Here is a 17,429-nt window from a genome sequence, read left to right on the forward strand (position 1 = left end):
GTTGCCCTCCCGCCACGCGGCACAGGTTTTTTCCTGTTTTGCATCAACAAGCAGTAAATATTGTTTTGCCATTTTTATACGCATGTATAAATTGAAGGCATGAACAATGAACCCGCCCTGCATCCCACGCGTACCCTGCTGCTGCAACATGGCTTGCAACTGATGCGTCAGCACGGCCTGCGCCAGCTGACCGTGCGCGGTGTCTGCCAGCAGGCCGGGGTGAACCCCGGCAGCTTCGTCTATCACTTTGGCAGTCGCCAGCAATTTGCCGCCGAACTGCTGGAGTGCTGGTATGTGCCGCTCTACCAGCAATTGCAGGCAGTGCAGCAGCAAGAAGGCGCAGCGCTCAGCCGCTTGTCCGCCATGTTGCTGCAACTGATGGATTTCCTGCGCGAGCAGCGCGGCTTCATCAGCCAGCTACTGCTGGATGCCGGCTCGGGCGAGGCCGCCGTGCTGGCATTCATCCGCAATCTGGCGCCACGTCATCCCCAGCTATTGCTGCAATGCCTGCAAGAGGCACAGCAAGCTGGGCAGATAGGCCAGGCCCCACCCATGCACCAGCTGATGTTCCTGATGTCGGCACTGGGGTTTCCGGTCTTGCTGCAGCAAATGAGCAGCGGCAAGACCCTGTTACCGGACATGCTGCAACAAGCGCTGGCCAGCTATGCGCTGGAACCGGCTCATCTGCAACAGCGATTGCACTGGGCGCTCAAGGGCCTCAGTAGCCAGGAGTGATTCACATGAACAAGCGTGTACTGTTCGGCATTGCCCTTTTGCTGCTGGCAGGTGGTACTTATCTGTGGTGGCAACAGCAGCAGGCGGCCGCTGAGCTGGTGTTGTCCGGCAATGTGGATATCCGCGAGGTAAACCTGTCTTTCCGCGTGGGCGGGCGCTTGCAGCAACTGCAGGTGGACGAAGGAGCACAGATCAAGGCCGGACAGGTGCTGGGCCGGCTGGACGATGCGCCACAGCGCAATGCCGTGGCCGATGCCGCCGCGGCACTGGCGGCACTCCAGGCCAGACAGTCGATGATGCATCAGGGCTACCGGGCCGAAGACGTGGCCCAGGCCCGCGCCGCACTGGATGCCCGCCAGGCGGTGCTGACCGATGCCCGTGCTGCCTGGCAGCGCCAGCAAGAGCTGGCCGGCAGTGGTGCTGCGGCAGTCAAGGCACTGGATGCCGCCCGTTCTGCCCATGATCAGGCGCAGGCGCAGTACCAGGCGGCGCAGCAGCAATACCAGGCACTGAGCAAGGGCTACCGGCCGCAGGAAGTGGCCGAGGTGGACGCCAATGTCCAACGTGCCCAGGCGCAGCTGGCGGCTGCCCGCCTGCAACTGGCCGATACCGTGCTCAGCGCGCCGGCCAACGGCATCCTCCTCACCCGGGCGGTGGAGCCGGGCAGCATGCTGGCTGCCGGCAGCACCGTACTCACCCTGTCGCTGAGCCAGCCGGTATGGGTGCGTGCCTATGTGGCCGAGCCACAACTGGGCCAGGCCCAGCCGGGACGCAAGGTGTGGATTTACCGCGATGGGCGCAGCCAGCCTTATGCTGCGGTGGTGGGCTTTGTCTCACCCACCGCGGAATTCACCCCCAAGAATGTGGAAACCACCGACCTGCGCACCGCCCAGGTCTACCGGCTGCGGCTGATTGTCAGCCAGCCGGACGCCGCCCTGCGTCAGGGCATGCCGGTAACGGTGAAGCTGGCACAGCCATGAATCCGGCCATGACCGCCAGCACGGACGCCATCGCCATCCGCCTGCAGGCGGTCAGCCACGCCTTTGCCGGGCGGCCGGCACTGTGCGAGCTGAGTGCGGACATCCGCCGCGGGGTGATTACCGGGCTGGTGGGGCCGGATGGTGCCGGCAAAACCACCCTGATGCGGCTGATGGCCGGCCTGCTCAAGGCCAGCGCCGGCAGCATCTGTGTAGAGGGGCTGGATCCGGTGAGTGCCGGCGATACGCTACGGCTGCAGCTGGGCTATATGCCGCAGAAATTCGGCCTGTACGAAGATCTCACCGTGCTGGAAAACCTCAGGCTGTATGCCGATCTGCGTGGTGTCACCGGCCAGGCCAGGGCGGATAGCTTCGAGCGCCTGCTGGCGTTTACTGATCTGGCCCGCTTTACCGACCGGCTGGCCGGCAAGCTGTCCGGCGGCATGAAACAGAAACTGGGGCTGGCCTGCACTCTGCTCGGTTCGCCGCGCATCCTGTTGCTGGACGAACCCTGTGTCGGTGTCGATCCCATTTCGCGGCGCGAGTTGTGGCGCATGGTCAGCAGTCTGGCGGACGGCGGCATGGCGGTGCTGTGGAGCACCTCCTATCTGGACGAGGCCGAACTGTGCGGCGAAGTGCTGCTGATGCACGAAGGCCGGCTGCAATACAGCGGTAGTCCGCAAGCGCTGATGGACAGCATGCAGGGGCGCAGCCTGCTGTTGCAGGACATTGTCGGCAACCGGCGGCAGGTGCTGCAGCGTGCGCTGCGCAGCCCTGCGGTGATTGATGGCGCTTTGCAAGGCCATGCGGTGCGGCTGGTGTTGCGCGAGGCCGGGGTATTGCCTGATCTGGCCAGCCTGCAAGCCGGGCCGGATGCCAGCTTGCAACGGGTGAAACCGCGGCTGGAAGATGCCTTTATCGATCTGCTGGGTGGCGGGCCGGGTGGCGATTCACCGCTGACCGAGCACATGCCAGCTGCGCGGCTGCCAGACGGTGTGGATGCTGAAGCCGTTATCGTGGCCGAGCAGCTTACCCGCCGCTTTGGCGATTTTGTCGCCACCGATCATGTGGATTTCCGCATTCGCCGTGGCGAAATATTCGGCTTGCTCGGCCCCAATGGCGCGGGCAAATCCACCACCTTCAAGATGATGTGCGGCCTGTTGCCGGTCAGCAGCGGCGAGGCGCGGGTGATGGGGCTGGACCTGAAAAAATCCGCCAGCCAGGCTCGGCAGCAAATCGGCTATATGGCACAGAAATTCGCCCTGTACGGCAATCTGAGCGTGGCGCAGAACCTGGGTTTTTTTGCCGGCATCTATGGCCTGTCCGGTGCTAGTCAGCGCGCGGCGGTGGCCGACATGGTGCGGGTATTCGGCCTGCAGCCTTTTCTTGCCATGAATGCCGGCGAATTGCCGCTGGGTTTCAAGCAGCGGCTGGCGCTGTCCTGCGCGCTGATGCACCAGCCGCCGCTATTGTTTCTGGACGAGCCCACCTCCGGGGTGGACCCGGTCAGCCGGCGTGAATTCTGGAGCCATATCAATGGCCTGGTCGACAAGGGGGTAACGGTGATGGTGACCACCCATTTCATGGACGAAGCCGAATATTGTGATCGCATCGGGCTGGTTTACCGTGGGCGCATGATTGCTGCCGGCACACCGGATGCACTCAAGGCCATGGTGGCCAGTGCTGAACTGCCCGACCCCAGCATGGAAGATGCCTTCATCGCGCTGGTGGAGCGCGACGACCGGCAGCGGGAGGCCACATGAGCCTCAGCCTGCGCCGCCTTGCCGCGCTGTGCCGCAAGGAAAGCTACCAGATCGTGCGTGACCCCAGCAGCATCCTGATTGCCTTTGTGCTGCCGGTGTTGCTGCTGTTCATCTACGGCTATGGCATCAATCTGGATGCCAACCGCGTGCGCCTTGGCATCGTGCAGCAGGATGGCGGGGTGGAAGCCAGCCGTTTCGTGCAAACCCTGCAAGCCTCGCCCTATATCGCCGCCAGCCTGTCGAACTCCGAAACAGCCATGCGCCAGCAATTGCAGCTGGGCAGTGTGCGTGGGGTGGTAATCCTGCGCAGCGATTTCTCGGCCAAGGTCAGGCAAGGCCAGGGCGTGGCCGCCATCCAGTTGCTGACCGATGGTGCCGAACCGAATACCGCCAATTTTGTGGCCAGCTATGTGCAGGGCGTGTGGCAGCTGTGGCAGGCCCAGCGCCTGCCAGGCCAGGCAGAGCCCGCCGGGCTGACGCTGCAGGCGCGCTACTGGTTCAACCCCACCACGGTCAGCCGCAACTACCTGGTGCCGGGTTCCATTTCGGTGATCATGACCATCATCGGCGCACTGCTTACTTCGCTGGTGGTAGCGCGGGAGTGGGAACGCGGCACCATGGAAGCGCTGCTATCCACTCCGGTGACCCGGGCCGAGCTGCTGCTGTCCAAGATCATTCCCTACTACCTGCTGGGCATGGCGGCCATGGCCATGTGCGTGCTGGTGGCCACGCTGGTGATGGGCGTGCCGCTACGCGGTTCGCTGTGGGTATTGTTCCTGGTGACCAGCCTGTTTCTGGGCAGTGCGCTGGGGCTGGGCCTGTTGCTGTCCACCACCACCCGCAACCAGTTCATCGCCGCCCAGTTTGCGCTGACCGCAGCTTTTCTGCCGGCCATCATGCTGTCCGGTTTCGTGTTTGAAATCCGCAGCATGCCGCTGGCAGTACAGGCGGTGACTTACCTGATTCCGGCACGCTATTTTGTCAGCGCCCTGCAGACCTTATTCCAGGCTGGTGAAATCTGGCCGGTGCTGCTGATCAACCTGCTGTTTCTGCTGCTGTCTGCCGCCTTCTGGCTGGGGCTGACCGCCTGGCGGACGCCGCGCCGACTGGATGGCAACTGAGATGTGGCAACGCCTGTTCACCCTCATCCGCAAGGAAATGCAGGCCCTGCTGCGCAGCCCGCAAAGCCGCCGCCTGCTGATCGCCCCGGTGCTGCTGCAACTGCTGCTGTTTCCCTTTGCCGCCACGCTGGAAGTGAAAAACAGCACGCTGGCGGTGTTCAACCAGGATGGCGGCGCGGCCTCCATCGAACTGGTACAGCGGCTGGCGGCCACCCAGGCCTTTCCACAAGTGCTGATGCTGCACAGCCAGCAAGAAATGCAGCAGGTGATCGACCGTCAGCAGGCGCTGCTGGCCATCAGCCTGCCGCAGGATCTGTCGCGCAAGCTGGCAGCTGGCCAGAGCGTGGCCGCCCAGGCCATCATCGACGGCAGGCGCAGCAATAGCGCGCAAATCGCCTATGGCTATGCCCTGCAGGTGATCCAGCAGTTTGCTGCCGAGCGCAGCCATCAGTTGCCGCCGGCCAAGCTGGTGGTGCAGAACCTGTACAACCCCAATCTGGAATACCGCTGGTTCGTGCTGCCCAGCCTGGTGGCCATCATCACCACCATCGGCTGCCTGATGGTGACCGCGCTGTCGCTGGCCCGCGAACGCGAGGAAGGTACCTTCGAGCAACTGCTGGTGTCGCCGCTGACCCCAGGCTACATCATGGCCGGCAAGGCCCTGCCCGGCATGCTGGTGGCGCTGGTGCAGGGCTGCATCATTGCCGCAGCCGCAGTATGGGTGTACCACGTGCCGTTCAGCGGTACGGTGGGGCTGCTGATTGTGTCCATGCTGTGCTACGGCCTGTCGCTGGTGGGTTTCGGCCTGCTGATTTCCGCCCTCAGCAGCAATCAGCAACAGGCGTTTTTAGGGTCGTTTGCCTTCATGTCGCCAGCGGTGATTCTGTCCGGCTACATGGCTCCGGTGGAAAACATGCCCTTGCCGCTGCGGCTGGTCAGCGCGGTGGACCCGCTCAGCCACTTCATCATCATCGTCAAGGGCATTTTCCTGAAGGGCTATGGCTTTGCCGAAGCCTGGCCACAGCTGTGGCCGCTGCTGGCCATTGCCGCCAGCACGCTGGCACTAGCCTATCTGATGTTCTTGCGCAGGAGTCACTGATGTCATCTCGCCAGCGGATTTTCCTTTTCCTGAGCAGTGCTGCGCTAGGCGCCTGCGCAGTGGGGCCGGATTACCAGCCACCAGCCAGCAGCCTGCCTGCGCACTACCATTTCCAGCCCGCCAGCGCGAGCAGCCAGACAGTGCAGCAGCAGTGGTGGACGGTGTTTGACGATGCCGCACTCAGCCAGCTGGTGGAGCAGGCATTGCAGGCCAATCTGGATCTGGCCCAGGCCGAAGCAAGGGTGCGCCAGGCCCGCGCCAGCCTGGGCCAGGTGGACAGCGCCTTGTGGCCGCAACTGAGTGCCGGCGCGCGCAGCGGCCGTGACCAGTTCAGCCGCAATAGCGAAAACTTTGCCAATATCCCGCTGGCCAATCCCAAAACCGGTTTCAACGACTACCGGCTGGGGCTGGATGCCAGCTGGGAAATCGACCTGTTCGGTCATACTGCACGCAGCCGTGAGGCAGCCAGCGCCAGGCTGGACAGCCTGCAGCAACAGCAGGCGGATATTGCCTTGCGAGTGGCGGCCGAGGTGGCACGCAATGTGATCGACTATCGCGGCTGGGCAGCACGCCAGCGCAATGCCCAAACCCAGCTGGCCGACGCAGAGGAAACCCTGCGCCTGACGCGCTTGTTGCGGCAGAGCGGCGAAGTGTCCGACAGCGAGCTGAACCAGGCCGCCGCCAGCGTGGCCAGCCTGCAAGCCACGCTACCGCCCTTGCAGACGGCGCAGGGTGCGGCGCTGACCGCCTTGAGTGTGTTGCTGGATCAGCCACTGGCGGTGGTGGAAGCGCGGCTGGCCGGTGAGCGGCCGATACCGGCCACGCTGGCACAGCCGCCTATCGGCCTGCCGGGAGATTTGCTGCGCCGCCGCGCCGACATCCGCCAGGCCGAGCGCGAGCTGGCGGCCGCCACCGCGGATATCGGCGTAGCAGTGGCCGAGCAATACCCACGGCTGGTGCTGGTGGGTAGTGGCGGCTGGGATTCCATTCACGAGGGCAATCTGACTGCAGCCGCCAGCCGTTTCTGGAATGTCGGCCCGCAACTGAGCCTGCCCCTGCTGAATGGTGGCCGGCTGAAAAACCAGGTCAGCGGCCGTGAAGCAGCCCGCGATGCCGCCCTGGCGGCGTATCGGCAAAAAGTGCTGGGCGCGCTGGCCGATACCGAAACCGCCCTGTTGCGTTACCAGCAGGAAGGGCAGCGCCAGCAAGCCTTGCATGGCAGCCTGCAATTGGCCGGCCGCCAGCTGGACATTGCGCGGCAGCGGCTGCGGGTGGGCGAAGCGGCACAGACTGAAGTGCTGGGACAAAGCCAGCAACTGGCGCTGGTAAAGGAACAATGGCTGGCATCGCAGCAGGCGCAGGCGGAAAACCTGGTGGCCTTGTTCAAGGCGCTGGGCGGGGACGTGAAATGAATTTCCCGGCGTAGTGCCGGGAAGGAAGGTTGGCTGGTGCAGCCAGGCAGCCACACCAGCCAGGCAGGCTGCTCAGGCGGCTACACAGGCGGCACGGCGGTAGTAATTGTCGTAAGGGCCGTCGGACTGCAGCACAAAGCCCTGCCGTTGGTAAAAGCCATTGGCGCGGCTGCCCTTGAGCACTTCCACCTGTACCGGCAGGCCCCGCTGGTCAGCCTCGGCCAGCAAGGCCTGCAATACCTGGCTGCCCAGGCCACGGCCATGCCAGGCCGGTTGCAGGTAGAACTGGTCGATCAGCAGGCCATCTGCGGCCGGCTTGAGCGAGACACAGCCCACGCGGCGGCCCTCCACCACGATGTGGCGGCAGTATGCCGGCTGGAACTGTTCGGTAAAGCGCTGGCGTGCCCGCACCGGGTCGTAGCGCCCCAAGGCCTCCAGACTGACCCGCAAGGCGCGCAGGCGCAGCGCCAGCAGTTCGTCAAAATCAGCGGCACAGGCCGGCGCAAAGTGAAAGGCTGTCATGCTCACTCCTGGCTGCCGGACGTGCCGGCGTAGTCTGCAAGGTTGGGGGAAGGCTACGGGATGCTAGTCGAACAGTGCCGCCATCTGGCGGGCGGCGGCGGCGGGGTCGGGTGCATCGAACAGGCCACCGATGACGGCGATGGCACTGGCGCCGGCAGCGACTACCTCGGCGGCATTGTCCGGGGTGATGCCACCGATGGCCACACTGGGCAGGCCCAGCTTTTTGGCCTCGGCAAACAGCGATAGCGGTGCTGCTACGGCATTGGGTTTGGTGCGCGAGGGGTAGACGGCACCAAAGGCAATATAACTGGCACCGTCGCGGGCAGCCTGTTCGGCCAGGGCGATGTCGTTATAGCAGGAAACACCGATGATGGCGTTTTTTCCCAGCACGGCGCGGGCATCGGCTACCGAGCCGTCAGTCTTGCCCAGATGCACGCCATCGGCTTCCACGGCACGGGCCAGGGTGACATCGTCGTTGATCAGGAACAGCACCTGGCGGCTCTTGCACAGGCTGGCCAGCAGGCTGGCCTGGCGCAGACGGCGCACGGTATTGGCGCTCTTGTTGCGGTATTGCAGGATGGCCACGCCGTTGTCCAGCACGCGGCTGACCTTGGCCAGCAGTTGCTCGCTGTCATCCGCCTCCGGCGATACCGCATACAAGCCCTTAATCACTGTCACCCTCTGCTCCTTCGTCTTCGCGGGCCCAGAACATCCGGTCCGGGATGGTTTGGCCCATGCCCGGGCGGAAACCCGCCACCAGGCTTTGATAGGTATATTCCTGCGCTTCACGTACCGCCTCCGGCAGCATCAGGCCGGTGGCCAGCATGCCGGCAATGGCGGAGGCCAGGGTGCAGCCGGAGCCATGATAGCTGCCAGGCAGCCGCTCCCAGCGGTCGGCACGGACGATGCCGTTGGGACTGTACAGGCTGTTTATGACTTCTTTGGTATTTTCGTGGGTGCCGGTAATCAATACATGCGGGCAGCCCAGCGCCAGCAGCCGCTTGGCTGCTTCGTCCAGGCTCAGTTCCTCGTCTTCGTCCGGGTCGTTCATCGCCAGCCGGCGGGCTTCCATGCTGTTGGGGGTGATGATGGACACTTGCGGAATCAACAGGTCGCGCATGGCGGCAATCAGGTCGTCATCGGCCAGTTCGTGGCCGCCGCCGCTGCGCAGCACCGGGTCCAGTACCACCGGCACGTCCGGATAGTCGGCAATCAGCTGTGCCACCACGGCGACGTTTTCCACGCTGCCCAGCATGCCGATCTTGAACACCAGCACCGGAATGTCTTCCAGCAGGAAGCGCGCCTGGTCGTTGACCAGGTCGGAATCCAGCACCATGAAGTCATCCACCCCCACGGTATCCTGCACGGTGATGGCGGTAATGACCGACAAGGGATGGCAGCCCAGACTGGCCAGGGTGAGGATGTCGGCCTGGATGCCGGCGCCGCCGGAGGGATCGGAGCCAGCCAGGGTCAGTACGGCGGGCGGGGGGGGCAATGTGGACAAGGCGGTAACCTCTTTGGTCAGATCGTGCAGCAGCAATTAGAATGACTATTTTAACCGAGCTTGGGATAAACGTATGCGCACCTGGATGTGTCTGATCTGCGGTTTCATCTACGACGAGGAAGCCGGGCGACCGGAAGACGGCATCGCGCCGGGAACTCCCTGGGAAGATGTACCGCCCAACTGGACCTGTCCCGATTGTGATGCCCGCAAGGACGATTTCGAAATGGTGGAAATCTGACCTGGCCGGCAGTCGCGCAGCATCATGGCCTGCAGGCCGTGGCAAGGAATGTGGCATGAATTGTCACGGCAGAAAAGGTGCACGGCAGACATTTATGCGCAAATACCGGGTCCACGGTCTGCCGGTATGCTGTTTCACGTGAAACACGGCAGTGCAGCTGCACTGCCTCATGGAGTCCGAATTGGCTTATCTCTATCTCAAGGCTTTCCACATCATCTTTGTCACCTCGTGGTTTGCCGGCCTGTTTTACCTGCCGCGCATCTTCGTCAACCTGGCCATGGCTGCGCCTGGCGCCGAATACGACCGTCTGCTGTTGATGGCGCGCAAACTGTATCGCTTCATGACGCCGCTGGCGGTGCTGGCGCTGCTGCTGGGCATGGCGCTGTGGCAGGGCTTCGGCATTGGCGGCGGCTGGCTGCATGCCAAGCTCACCCTGGTGGCGGTGCTGATTGCCTACCACCTGTACTGCGGCAAGCTGTATCGCGACTTTGTCGCCGGCGCCAATCGTCACAGCCATGTCTGGTATCGCTATTTCAATGAAATCCCGGTGCTGGCCTTGTGCGCGGTGGTGATTCTGGTGGTGGTCAAGCCGTTTTGACGCTGTTTTGCTGTCGGCGTGGCGTGTGTCGCCGCGCCGACCTTATGAATGAATGCAGGGCCGAGCGCCCTGAACGGGAAACAACAGCATGGGACTGGAAATCGAACGCCGCTTTGTGATCAGCGATGACAGCTGGCGCGGCCTGGCCGAGGGCGTGCAATACCGCCAGGGCTATCTGTCGGTGGAAAAGGAACGTACCGTGCGGGTGCGCATCGTGGGCGAGCAGGCCTGGCTCACCCTCAAGGGCAATATCAGCGACATCAGCCGCCACGAATTCGAATACACCATTCCGCTGGCCGATGCCCAGACCATCATGGATGCCATGTGTCCGATGGTGGTGGACAAGCTGCGTCACCGCATCGAGTTTGGCGGCTACATCTGGGAAGTGGACGAATTCTTCGGTGAGAATGCCGGGCTGGTGCTGGCCGAAATCGAACTGCCGGCCGAAGACACCCCGTTTGCCAAGCCGGACTGGGTGGGGGCGGAAGTCACCGAAGACGGGCGTTATACCAATGCCTATCTTTCCAAGAAGCCCTACAACAGCTGGCCGCAGCGCTGAAATGCCAACACTGCCCCGCCCGGCTGTGGAAAAATAACTCTTTCGCCAGAATGGATACCGCACGGTACATGCCCTGCACCACTGGCAAACCCGATTCCGGCAGCAAACCAGGCTGGTTTGCGCCCTACCCGTCATAAGGAAACCGCATGTCCCGCAATCTCGAACTGTTTGAACGTGGCAAGAAAACCATCCCCGGTGGTGTCAATTCTCCGGTACGGGCCTTTGGCTCGGTCGGTGGCACGCCGCGCTTTGTCAAAAAGGCGCTGGGCGCACATTTCTGGGATGCCGACGACAAGCAGTACATCGACTACATCGGTTCCTGGGGCCCGGCCATTGTTGGCCATGCCCACCCCACCGTGATCAAGGCGGTGCAGGATGTCGCGGTGGATGGCCTGTCCTTTGGCGCACCTACCGAAGCGGAAATCGAGATTGCCGAGGAAATCTGCAAGCTGCTGCCCTCGGTGGAGCAAGTACGCCTGGTGTCCTCCGGTACCGAAGCCACCATGAGCGCCATCCGTCTGGCGCGTGGCTTTACCGGCCGCGACGCCATCGTCAAGTTTGAAGGCTGCTACCACGGCCACTCCGACAGCCTGCTGGTGAAGGCCGGTTCCGGCCTGCTGACTTTTGGTAATCCTTCTTCCGGTGGTGTTCCGGCCGACTTCACCAAGCACACCCTGGTGCTGGAGTACAACAACGTCGAACAGCTGGAACGCACTTTCCAGGAAATCGGCGAGCAGATTGCCTGCGTCATCCTGGAGCCGATTGCCGGCAATATGAACCTGATCAAGCCGTCGGCAGAATTCGTGCACGCCCTGCGCGCGCTGACCGAAAAACATGGCAGCGTGCTGATCTACGACGAAGTGATGACCGGTTTCCGCGTGGATCTGGGCTGCGCCCAGGCGCTGCACGGCGTCAAGCCGGACCTCACCACCCTGGGCAAGGTGATTGGCGGCGGCATGCCGCTGGCTGCTTTCGGTGGTCGTGCCGACATCATGGGCTGCATCTCGCCGCTGGGTAATGTGTATCAGGCGGGCACCCTGTCCGGTAACCCGGTGGCCGTGGCAGCTGGCCTGACCACGCTCAAGCTGATTCAGGAGCCGGGCTTCCATGCCACCCTCAGCCGTCGCACCGCTCGTCTGGCGCAAGGCCTGGCCGAAGCGGCCAAGGAAGCCGGTGTGCCGATGGCCACTGACAGCGTGGGCGGCATGTTCGGCATCTACTTCTGCGATGCCGTGCCCACCAGCTACGCCCAGGTAACAGCCTCGAACCGCGAACGCTTCAACCGCTTCTTCCACGCCATGCTGGACGAAGGCGTGTACCTGGCCCCGTCGGCTTACGAAGCCGGTTTTGTCTCCATCGCTCATACCGACGACATCATCGAACAGACCATTGCCGCCGCCCGCCGTGCGCTGGCGCGCATCTGAGTCCACGGCTCACGCTCAAGGACTGCATCTGTCTGGCAGCCCGCAAAACAAACCGTCCACCCTTGGTGGGCGGTTTTTGTTTGCCCGTAGCGCCTGCCAACTGCCGCAAACAGTCAGGCTCAGGCACAATAGCCCGCTGAATTTTCCTGTTCCCACCAATGCAAACCACCACCTCCCAGCGCCTGGCCTGGCGTATTCTGGCCAATGAAGCCGGTATCCGCCTCACTCCCTGCATCCAGCAGCCTGAAGGTGCTGGCTGGAGCCGTGGCCGCGTGCTGCCGCTGGGGCGTTTGCTCGATCAGGCCGCGCAGTGGGACTGGCTGAGCGCGCAGGACCGGCTGGTGATCGGCCAGCTTGAGCGCACCCATCAGTTGAGCGATGGCAGCAGCCTGGCCGAGCTGGAAGGCGAAGCCGCCCTGCCCTTGCTGCTGGGTCATCCAGCGCTGTTCTGGGAGGATCAGCCGGAACAGCCCGTCACGCTGGAAGCGGGCCAGATCAGCCTGTTGCTGCAGCGCCAGCAACAGCAGATGGTGCTGCAACTGAGCCCGCCCGGCATTGCCGCCTGCCAGCATTGCCTGTGGCAGCGCAGCGGCCCAAACAGCCTGCTGGTGTACTGGCCGGGGCCGGAGATTCGCCAGCTGGCGGCCTTGCTCGGTCACAGCCTGACCGTGCCACTGGCCGCGCGCAAAAAACTGCTGGAGGCGATAGGCGACATGGTGCCGTGGCTGCCGGTCGAGCTGGTGGATGCTGACGATGGTGCGGACCTGCCTGCCATGGCGGCCGACCCACGGCTGTTTGCCGTGCTGGTACCGCTGCCGGAAGGCTTGCGCCTGCAACTGCGCTGCCGGGTGGCCGAGCAGGCCGCCTGGTATCCGCCGGGGCGCGGGCCATGGCAGCAAGTGGCGCTGGAGCAAGGCCTGCCCATCTGCTTTCAGCGCCAGTTGAGCGAGGAAAAACAGGCGCTGGCGGCTTTGTTGCAGGATTGTCCGGCACTGGCGGCAGCCCGGGCCGACCCTGATGGGGTAGTGCAATGGCTGCTGGCCGATCAGCAGCAGGCCTTGCAAGTCGTACAGCAGTTGCAGCAACTACACGCCATCGCCCCGCAGCGGCTTGAGTGCGTCTGGCCGCAGGGACAGCGCATGCGCATCCAGGCCCAGGCCGGCCTGCCGCAGCTGCGGTTGAAAACCAAGCGCAAGAACGGCTGGCTGGAAGTGACCGGCGAGGTGCAGGTGGACGAAGACCGTGTGCTGCAGCTGCGCCAGTTGCTGGAAGCCTTGGCCCATCAGCCCGGTCAGTATCTGCGCCTGTCCGAGCAGGACTGGCTGGCCTTGTCCGATAGCCTGCTCGCCCGGCTGCAGCAGCTAGCCATGCTGGCCGACCACGCCCTGCACGACGGGCTGCGCTTGAGCCTGCTGGCGGCACCGGCGCTGGCAGAACTGGCAGGCGACATCGGTCGCATGGAGGGTGATGCCGGCTGGCAGCAATTGCTGGCGCAGCGGGACAGCCTGCGCGTGTTTCAACCTGAGGTGCCGGCCACCCTGCAGGCCAGCTTGCGGCCTTATCAGCTGCAAGGTTTTGCCTGGTTGTCGCGGCTGGCGCATATCGGAGCCGGCGCCTGCCTCGCCGACGACATGGGCCTGGGCAAGACAGTGCAAACGCTGGCCGTGCTGCTGGACCGTGCGCATCTGGGGCCACAGCTGGTGGTGGCGCCCACCTCGGTGGCGCTCAACTGGCTGGCCGAGGCCGCCCGCTTCGCTCCCAGCCTGCGCTTGCGTCCTTATCAACAGCAGCGCGACTTATCCACAGTCGGGCCGCAGGACCTGGTGATTGCCAGTTACGGCCTGCTGCAATTGCAGGCCGATGATTTTGCCGAGGTGCACTGGGCCAGTGTGGTGCTGGACGAGGCGCAGGCCATCAAGAATGCCGCTACCAAACGCGCACAGGCGGCACAAAGCCTGCGGGCAGATTTTCGCCTGGCCGCCAGTGGCACGCCGGTGGAAAACCATCTGGGTGAATTGTGGAGTTTGTTCCGCTTTGTCACGCCGGGTTTGCTGGGCAATGAGGAGCGCTTCCAGCAGCGTTTTGCCCAGCCTATCGCCGAGGGTGATGAAGAGGCCCGTACCACGCTCAAGGCGCTGATCCAGCCCTATCTGTTACGCCGTACCAAGGCCGAGGTGCTGACCGAGCTGCCACCGCGCACCGACATCACCCGCCGCATTCCGCTGTCCGAGCAGGAGTTGCACGTGTACGAAGCCATGCGCCAGCAAGCGCTGCAAAAGCTGGCCGAGGTAGACAGCCAGGACAAGAAGACCATGCAGGTACTGGCCGAGCTGACCCGGCTGCGTCGTTTCTGTTGTCACCCGGCCCTGTTGCAGCCAGACACTGCCCTGCCGGCCAGCAAGTTTGTTTTCTTCTGCCTGCTGATGACCGAGCTGCTGGACAACGGCCACAAGGCGCTGGTGTTCAGCCAGTTTGTCGATCATCTGGCCTTGGCGCGGCAATGGCTGGATGAACAAGGCATTGCCTACCAGTATCTGGATGGCGCCACGCCGGGCAAGCAGCGCAAGGCGCGCATGGACGCCTTCCAGGCTGGCGAGGGCGAGGTCTTCCTGATCAGTCTGAAAGCCGGCGGTACCGGGCTTAACCTGACCGCGGCCGACTACGTGATTCACCTCGACCCATGGTGGAACCCGGCGGTGGAAGACCAGGCCAGCGACCGCGCCTACCGCATGGGTCAGCAGCGGCCGGTCACCGTGTACCGGCTGGTGGCGGAAAACACCATCGAAGAAAAAATCGTTGCCCTGCATGCGGAAAAACGCGCACTGGCCGACAGCCTGCTGCAAGGTGGCGACCTGGCTGCCCAGCTGGATGGGGCGGCTTTACTGGCCTTGTTGCAAGGCGGCTAGCCGCTGAATTGCTGAAACAGCCGCTTGCGCAGCTCGGCAATGCCGCTGCCCACGGCGGAGGACAGCTGGCTGTAGCGCGATGGCCCCACCGCCAAGGCCTCGCGTGCGGCATCGAACTGGCCCTGGTTGATCAGCTCGGCCACGCGCGCGGCTTCCAGGTGGAATGCGCGGTGGTTATCCACCAGCTGTACAAACACGCTATTGTGGCCGCAATTGAGCATGCCCTCGCCGTGCAGCCAGCGGCCCAGCTCGCAGCCACAGCAGTCGCCAATTTGCGCGGCATCCAGCTGTCTGCCCTCCAGCATGGCCGTGCGTAGTTCCAGCTTCAATTCGAAATGGAGCAGCAGGGCATCTTCTAGATTCATGCCTATTTCCCCGACGACACTTCTCCCGAGTTCTTACTATAGCCAGTCACTATGCTGGCGTGATGGGAATTGTCATCCGGCAAGCCGCTAGCTGCGGTGCCATGACTGATGGGTGGTCTGGGCCAGCTGCTGGCGATTGGCCGCACCGGCCTGCGCGGCCTGCAAAAAGCCATCCAGCGAAATGTGTGGCGGCCAGCTGGCGGTGACCGGCTGCCATTTCAGCAGGCGGTCGATGCGGAAATGACGATAGTCCTGACGCAGCTGACACCAGGCCGCCAGCGTCCAGCGATTGCCCCAGAAAAACAGGCCCAGCGGCAATACGCAGCGCTGGCTGGGGTGGCCTAGTTCATCCTGATAGTCGATGTCCAGTGCCTGGCCGGCCAGTATCGCCTCGCGCAAGGAGGCCAGCCGTTCGCAGGGATAGTCATGATGCTGCGGCACAAACAGTGGTGCCGGCGTCAGCCCGGCCGAGCCCAGCACCGCGTGAATCTTGGCCAGCGCACTGGCGGCTGCGCTGGCGGTGGCGGGGTCGGTCCAGCCGGCCAGCATGCGTGCACCCACTTCCAGCGCGGCCAGTTCTTCAGCGGAGAAACTCAATGGCGGTGGGTTAAAACCCTGTTCCAGCCAGTAGCCCTCGCCAGCCTCGCCATTGACCGGAGAGCCACTGGCCAGCAAATCGGCCATGTCGCGGTAGACGGTGCGTACCGATACTTCCAGCCAGGCGGCCAGCTGGGCTGCCGTGGTGCGGCGGCGGCCACGCAGCAGGTGGAGGATTTGCAGCAGGCGGTCGGCACGGCGCATGGGGTGGGTCCGGTTTTAGTGCGGCAGCGGGCTGCACAGCTCCAGCAGCATGCCGTCCGGGCAGCGCAGGAAAGACACGGTCTGCCCCCAGGGTTTGAGCTGCGGTGCGGCCAGTTCGCGAGCACCGGCAGCCAGTGCCGCCTGATGTGCGGCGGCGACATCGTCGGTAGCCAGGGCAATCTCTACGCCTAGTGGCAGTGCACCATCATCGGCAAAGCGAAAGCCCTCGGGATGATTGCTCAGAGCCAGCGCCTTGCTGGCAAAGGACAGCGTGGTGTCGCCGCTGTCCAGCTCGCCATAGTCGCCCTCTGGGGTGAGCAAGCGTCGCGAGAAGCCGAATGCCTCTTCAAAAAAGGCCAGCGAGCTGGCGACATCCGCCACATAGACAATGGTATAGGCAAATTTCATCCTGCTTCCTTTTCTGAAGTGGCGCGGGGCTGCTGTTCCCGCGCCAGTGCGATGACGCCGGCGATGGCCTGCCGTGCCTGCGGGCTGTTATGCCAGCAGCTGGAGCCCAGTGCTTGTGCCACTTGCCAGGTGATGTCGGCGGCTTCCTGGCCGGCCAGCTGGCTCAGGCTGCTGAAGCCGATCTGCTCCAAGCGGGAGATCACCGTGGGGCCAACCCCTTTGAGTGCCAGCAGTTGCTGGCGTTCCTGTGCGGAAAACGGCATGGATCTGCTCCGGTTGTGCTGGCTGGCTCGTGGCGTGTGGCGACTGCCAGCCAGGCGGGAAGGGACATGATATCCGCTAGCGGACTTGCCCGCTTCAGGCTTGCAGATGCAGGCCGATGCTATTGCCCTCGCTGTCTTCTATCAGCGCGATATCGCCATTGCCGTCTTCCAGCGTGGTGATGGGCAGCAATACCTTGCCGCCAGCGGCCTTAACCCGTTCCAGCGTCGCGGCCAGATCCGGCCCGCCATCCAGATAGATGCGACAACCCTGGCCACCAGCCGGCAGTCGCGGGCTGGCCATGATGCAGCCGGAGCTGTCGGGAAACACGGCAATACGGTCGGTCATGAAGTCTTCCTGCTTCAGTTGCAGCTGCAAGACCTGCTGGTAAAAGGCAACGGCACGGTCAAAATTGGCGGCGGGGATTTCAAACCAGTGAATCAGCGACATGGATGGCTCCGGGAAGGGCTACGGCGGGCTTGCCGTGTTCACAGCATGCACGCCCCCTGCTGACAGCATAGTGTCAGTAGCCGGTGGCATCGTGGGCGGTAGGCGTAAAAAAACCACCGCGTTTGCTAAGCGGTGGCTGATGCTGCTACCCGGAGCCTGTCGGACCCGCTGCTTGGCGCAGCTGACAAGAGCGCAGCGTCTCCGGGGCAAGCAGCGCTGATATAAACAGAACTAAGGGTTAGGGCAAGGCGGCGCAAGGCTGCAACATGGGTTTTGTCAGCCGCGC

The 17,429-nt window shown here is 63.6% G+C and carries 19 protein-coding genes; 11 read left to right on the forward strand and 8 right to left on the reverse strand.

Annotation, left to right across the window (positions count from 1 at the left end; genetic code table 11):
• Nucleotides 1-99: 99 nt before the first annotated feature.
• The 6 genes from EAY64_RS15740 to EAY64_RS15765 are packed head-to-tail and all read left to right on the forward strand — an operon-like array spanning nt 100 to nt 7,107.
• The gene (locus EAY64_RS15740) at nt 100-735 is read left to right on the forward strand and encodes a TetR/AcrR family transcriptional regulator (protein WP_103525688.1); all 636 of its coding nucleotides are present in this window, start codon (nt 100-102) and stop codon (nt 733-735) included.
• Nucleotides 736-740: 5 nt separating this feature from the next.
• A complete protein-coding gene (gene hlyD, locus EAY64_RS15745; protein WP_103525689.1) occupies nt 741-1,715 on the forward strand; it encodes a secretion protein HlyD in 975 nt (324 codons plus the stop codon).
• 8 nt (nt 1,716-1,723) lie between these two features.
• Nucleotides 1,724-3,475, forward strand: a complete 1,752-nt coding sequence (locus tag EAY64_RS15750) for an ATP-binding cassette domain-containing protein (protein WP_199105213.1) — start codon at nt 1,724-1,726, stop codon at nt 3,473-3,475.
• On the forward strand, nt 3,472-4,596 hold the full coding sequence (locus EAY64_RS15755; RefSeq protein WP_103525691.1) for an ABC transporter permease: 1,125 nt from the start codon (nt 3,472-3,474) through the stop codon (nt 4,594-4,596). The genes EAY64_RS15750 and EAY64_RS15755 overlap by 4 nt, the downstream gene beginning before the upstream one ends.
• A 1-nt stretch (nt 4,597) precedes the next feature.
• Nucleotides 4,598-5,695 (forward strand): ABC transporter permease, encoded by a 1,098-nt coding sequence (locus tag EAY64_RS15760; RefSeq protein ID WP_103525692.1) that lies wholly within the window; start codon nt 4,598-4,600, stop codon nt 5,693-5,695.
• Nucleotides 5,695-7,107 carry an efflux transporter outer membrane subunit gene (locus EAY64_RS15765; protein ID WP_103525693.1) on the forward strand — a complete coding sequence of 471 codons (1,413 nt, stop codon included), beginning with the start codon at nt 5,695-5,697 and terminating at the stop codon, nt 7,105-7,107. Before EAY64_RS15760 ends, EAY64_RS15765 begins: the two co-directional genes overlap by 1 nt.
• A gap of 72 nt (nt 7,108-7,179) precedes the next feature.
• On the opposite strand, the gene EAY64_RS15770 is transcribed toward EAY64_RS15765, so the two are convergent.
• From EAY64_RS15770 to thiD, 3 genes are all read right to left on the reverse strand, one after another.
• Entirely contained in the window at nt 7,180-7,629 is a 450-nt protein-coding gene (locus EAY64_RS15770; protein ID WP_103525694.1) for a GNAT family N-acetyltransferase, read from the reverse strand.
• A gap of 63 nt (nt 7,630-7,692) precedes the next feature.
• Nucleotides 7,693-8,307 carry a thiamine phosphate synthase gene (thiE, locus tag EAY64_RS15775; RefSeq protein ID WP_103525695.1) on the reverse strand — a complete coding sequence of 205 codons (615 nt, stop codon included), beginning with the start codon at nt 8,305-8,307 and terminating at the stop codon, nt 7,693-7,695.
• Nucleotides 8,294-9,133 carry a bifunctional hydroxymethylpyrimidine kinase/phosphomethylpyrimidine kinase gene (gene thiD, locus EAY64_RS15780; RefSeq protein ID WP_103525737.1) on the reverse strand — a complete coding sequence of 280 codons (840 nt, stop codon included), beginning with the start codon at nt 9,131-9,133 and terminating at the stop codon, nt 8,294-8,296. Before thiD ends, thiE begins: the two co-directional genes overlap by 14 nt.
• 73 nt (nt 9,134-9,206) lie before the next feature.
• Here thiD and EAY64_RS15785 point away from each other — a divergent pair, with 73 nt between their 5' ends.
• From EAY64_RS15785 to EAY64_RS15805, 5 genes are all read left to right on the forward strand, one after another.
• Nucleotides 9,207-9,371 (forward strand): rubredoxin, encoded by a 165-nt coding sequence (locus EAY64_RS15785; protein WP_045845915.1) that lies wholly within the window; start codon nt 9,207-9,209, stop codon nt 9,369-9,371.
• A gap of 169 nt (nt 9,372-9,540) precedes the next feature.
• Nucleotides 9,541-9,969: a CopD family protein gene (locus EAY64_RS15790; protein WP_103525696.1), complete on the forward strand. Its 429-nt coding sequence runs from the start codon at nt 9,541-9,543 to the stop codon at nt 9,967-9,969.
• A gap of 88 nt (nt 9,970-10,057) precedes the next feature.
• The gene (locus EAY64_RS15795; protein WP_103525697.1) at nt 10,058-10,528 is read left to right on the forward strand and encodes a CYTH domain-containing protein; all 471 of its coding nucleotides are present in this window, start codon (nt 10,058-10,060) and stop codon (nt 10,526-10,528) included.
• A 146-nt stretch (nt 10,529-10,674) separates the two neighbouring features.
• Nucleotides 10,675-11,952, forward strand: coding sequence for a glutamate-1-semialdehyde 2,1-aminomutase (gene hemL, locus EAY64_RS15800; RefSeq protein ID WP_103525698.1), 1,278 nt, complete (start codon nt 10,675-10,677; stop codon nt 11,950-11,952).
• A 158-nt stretch (nt 11,953-12,110) separates the two neighbouring features.
• Nucleotides 12,111-14,858 (forward strand): DEAD/DEAH box helicase, encoded by a 2,748-nt coding sequence (locus EAY64_RS15805; RefSeq protein ID WP_103525699.1) that lies wholly within the window; start codon nt 12,111-12,113, stop codon nt 14,856-14,858.
• Here EAY64_RS15805 and EAY64_RS15810 read toward each other — a convergent pair.
• From EAY64_RS15810 to EAY64_RS15830, 5 genes are all read right to left on the reverse strand, one after another.
• Nucleotides 14,855-15,223, reverse strand: a complete 369-nt coding sequence (locus EAY64_RS15810) for a CZB domain-containing protein (RefSeq protein ID WP_103525700.1) — start codon at nt 15,221-15,223, stop codon at nt 14,855-14,857. The two genes, EAY64_RS15805 and EAY64_RS15810, sit on opposite strands and share 4 nt — an antisense overlap.
• A gap of 87 nt (nt 15,224-15,310) precedes the next feature.
• On the reverse strand, nt 15,311-16,024 hold the full coding sequence (locus EAY64_RS15815; protein ID WP_103525701.1) for a helix-turn-helix transcriptional regulator: 714 nt from the start codon (nt 16,022-16,024) through the stop codon (nt 15,311-15,313).
• Nucleotides 16,025-16,039: 15 nt separating this feature from the next.
• On the reverse strand, nt 16,040-16,432 hold the full coding sequence (locus EAY64_RS15820; RefSeq protein WP_103525702.1) for a VOC family protein: 393 nt from the start codon (nt 16,430-16,432) through the stop codon (nt 16,040-16,042).
• Nucleotides 16,429-16,695, reverse strand: a complete 267-nt coding sequence (locus EAY64_RS15825; protein WP_103525703.1) for a Pathogenicity locus — start codon at nt 16,693-16,695, stop codon at nt 16,429-16,431. Before EAY64_RS15825 ends, EAY64_RS15820 begins: the two co-directional genes overlap by 4 nt.
• Nucleotides 16,696-16,789: 94 nt before the next feature.
• Nucleotides 16,790-17,143, reverse strand: a complete 354-nt coding sequence (locus tag EAY64_RS15830; RefSeq protein WP_103525704.1) for a VOC family protein — start codon at nt 17,141-17,143, stop codon at nt 16,790-16,792.
• Nucleotides 17,144-17,429: the final 286 nt, after the last annotated feature.

It is taken from the genome of Aquitalea palustris (assembly GCF_003693445.1).
Taxonomy (GTDB): domain Bacteria; phylum Pseudomonadota; class Gammaproteobacteria; order Burkholderiales; family Chromobacteriaceae; genus Aquitalea; species Aquitalea palustris.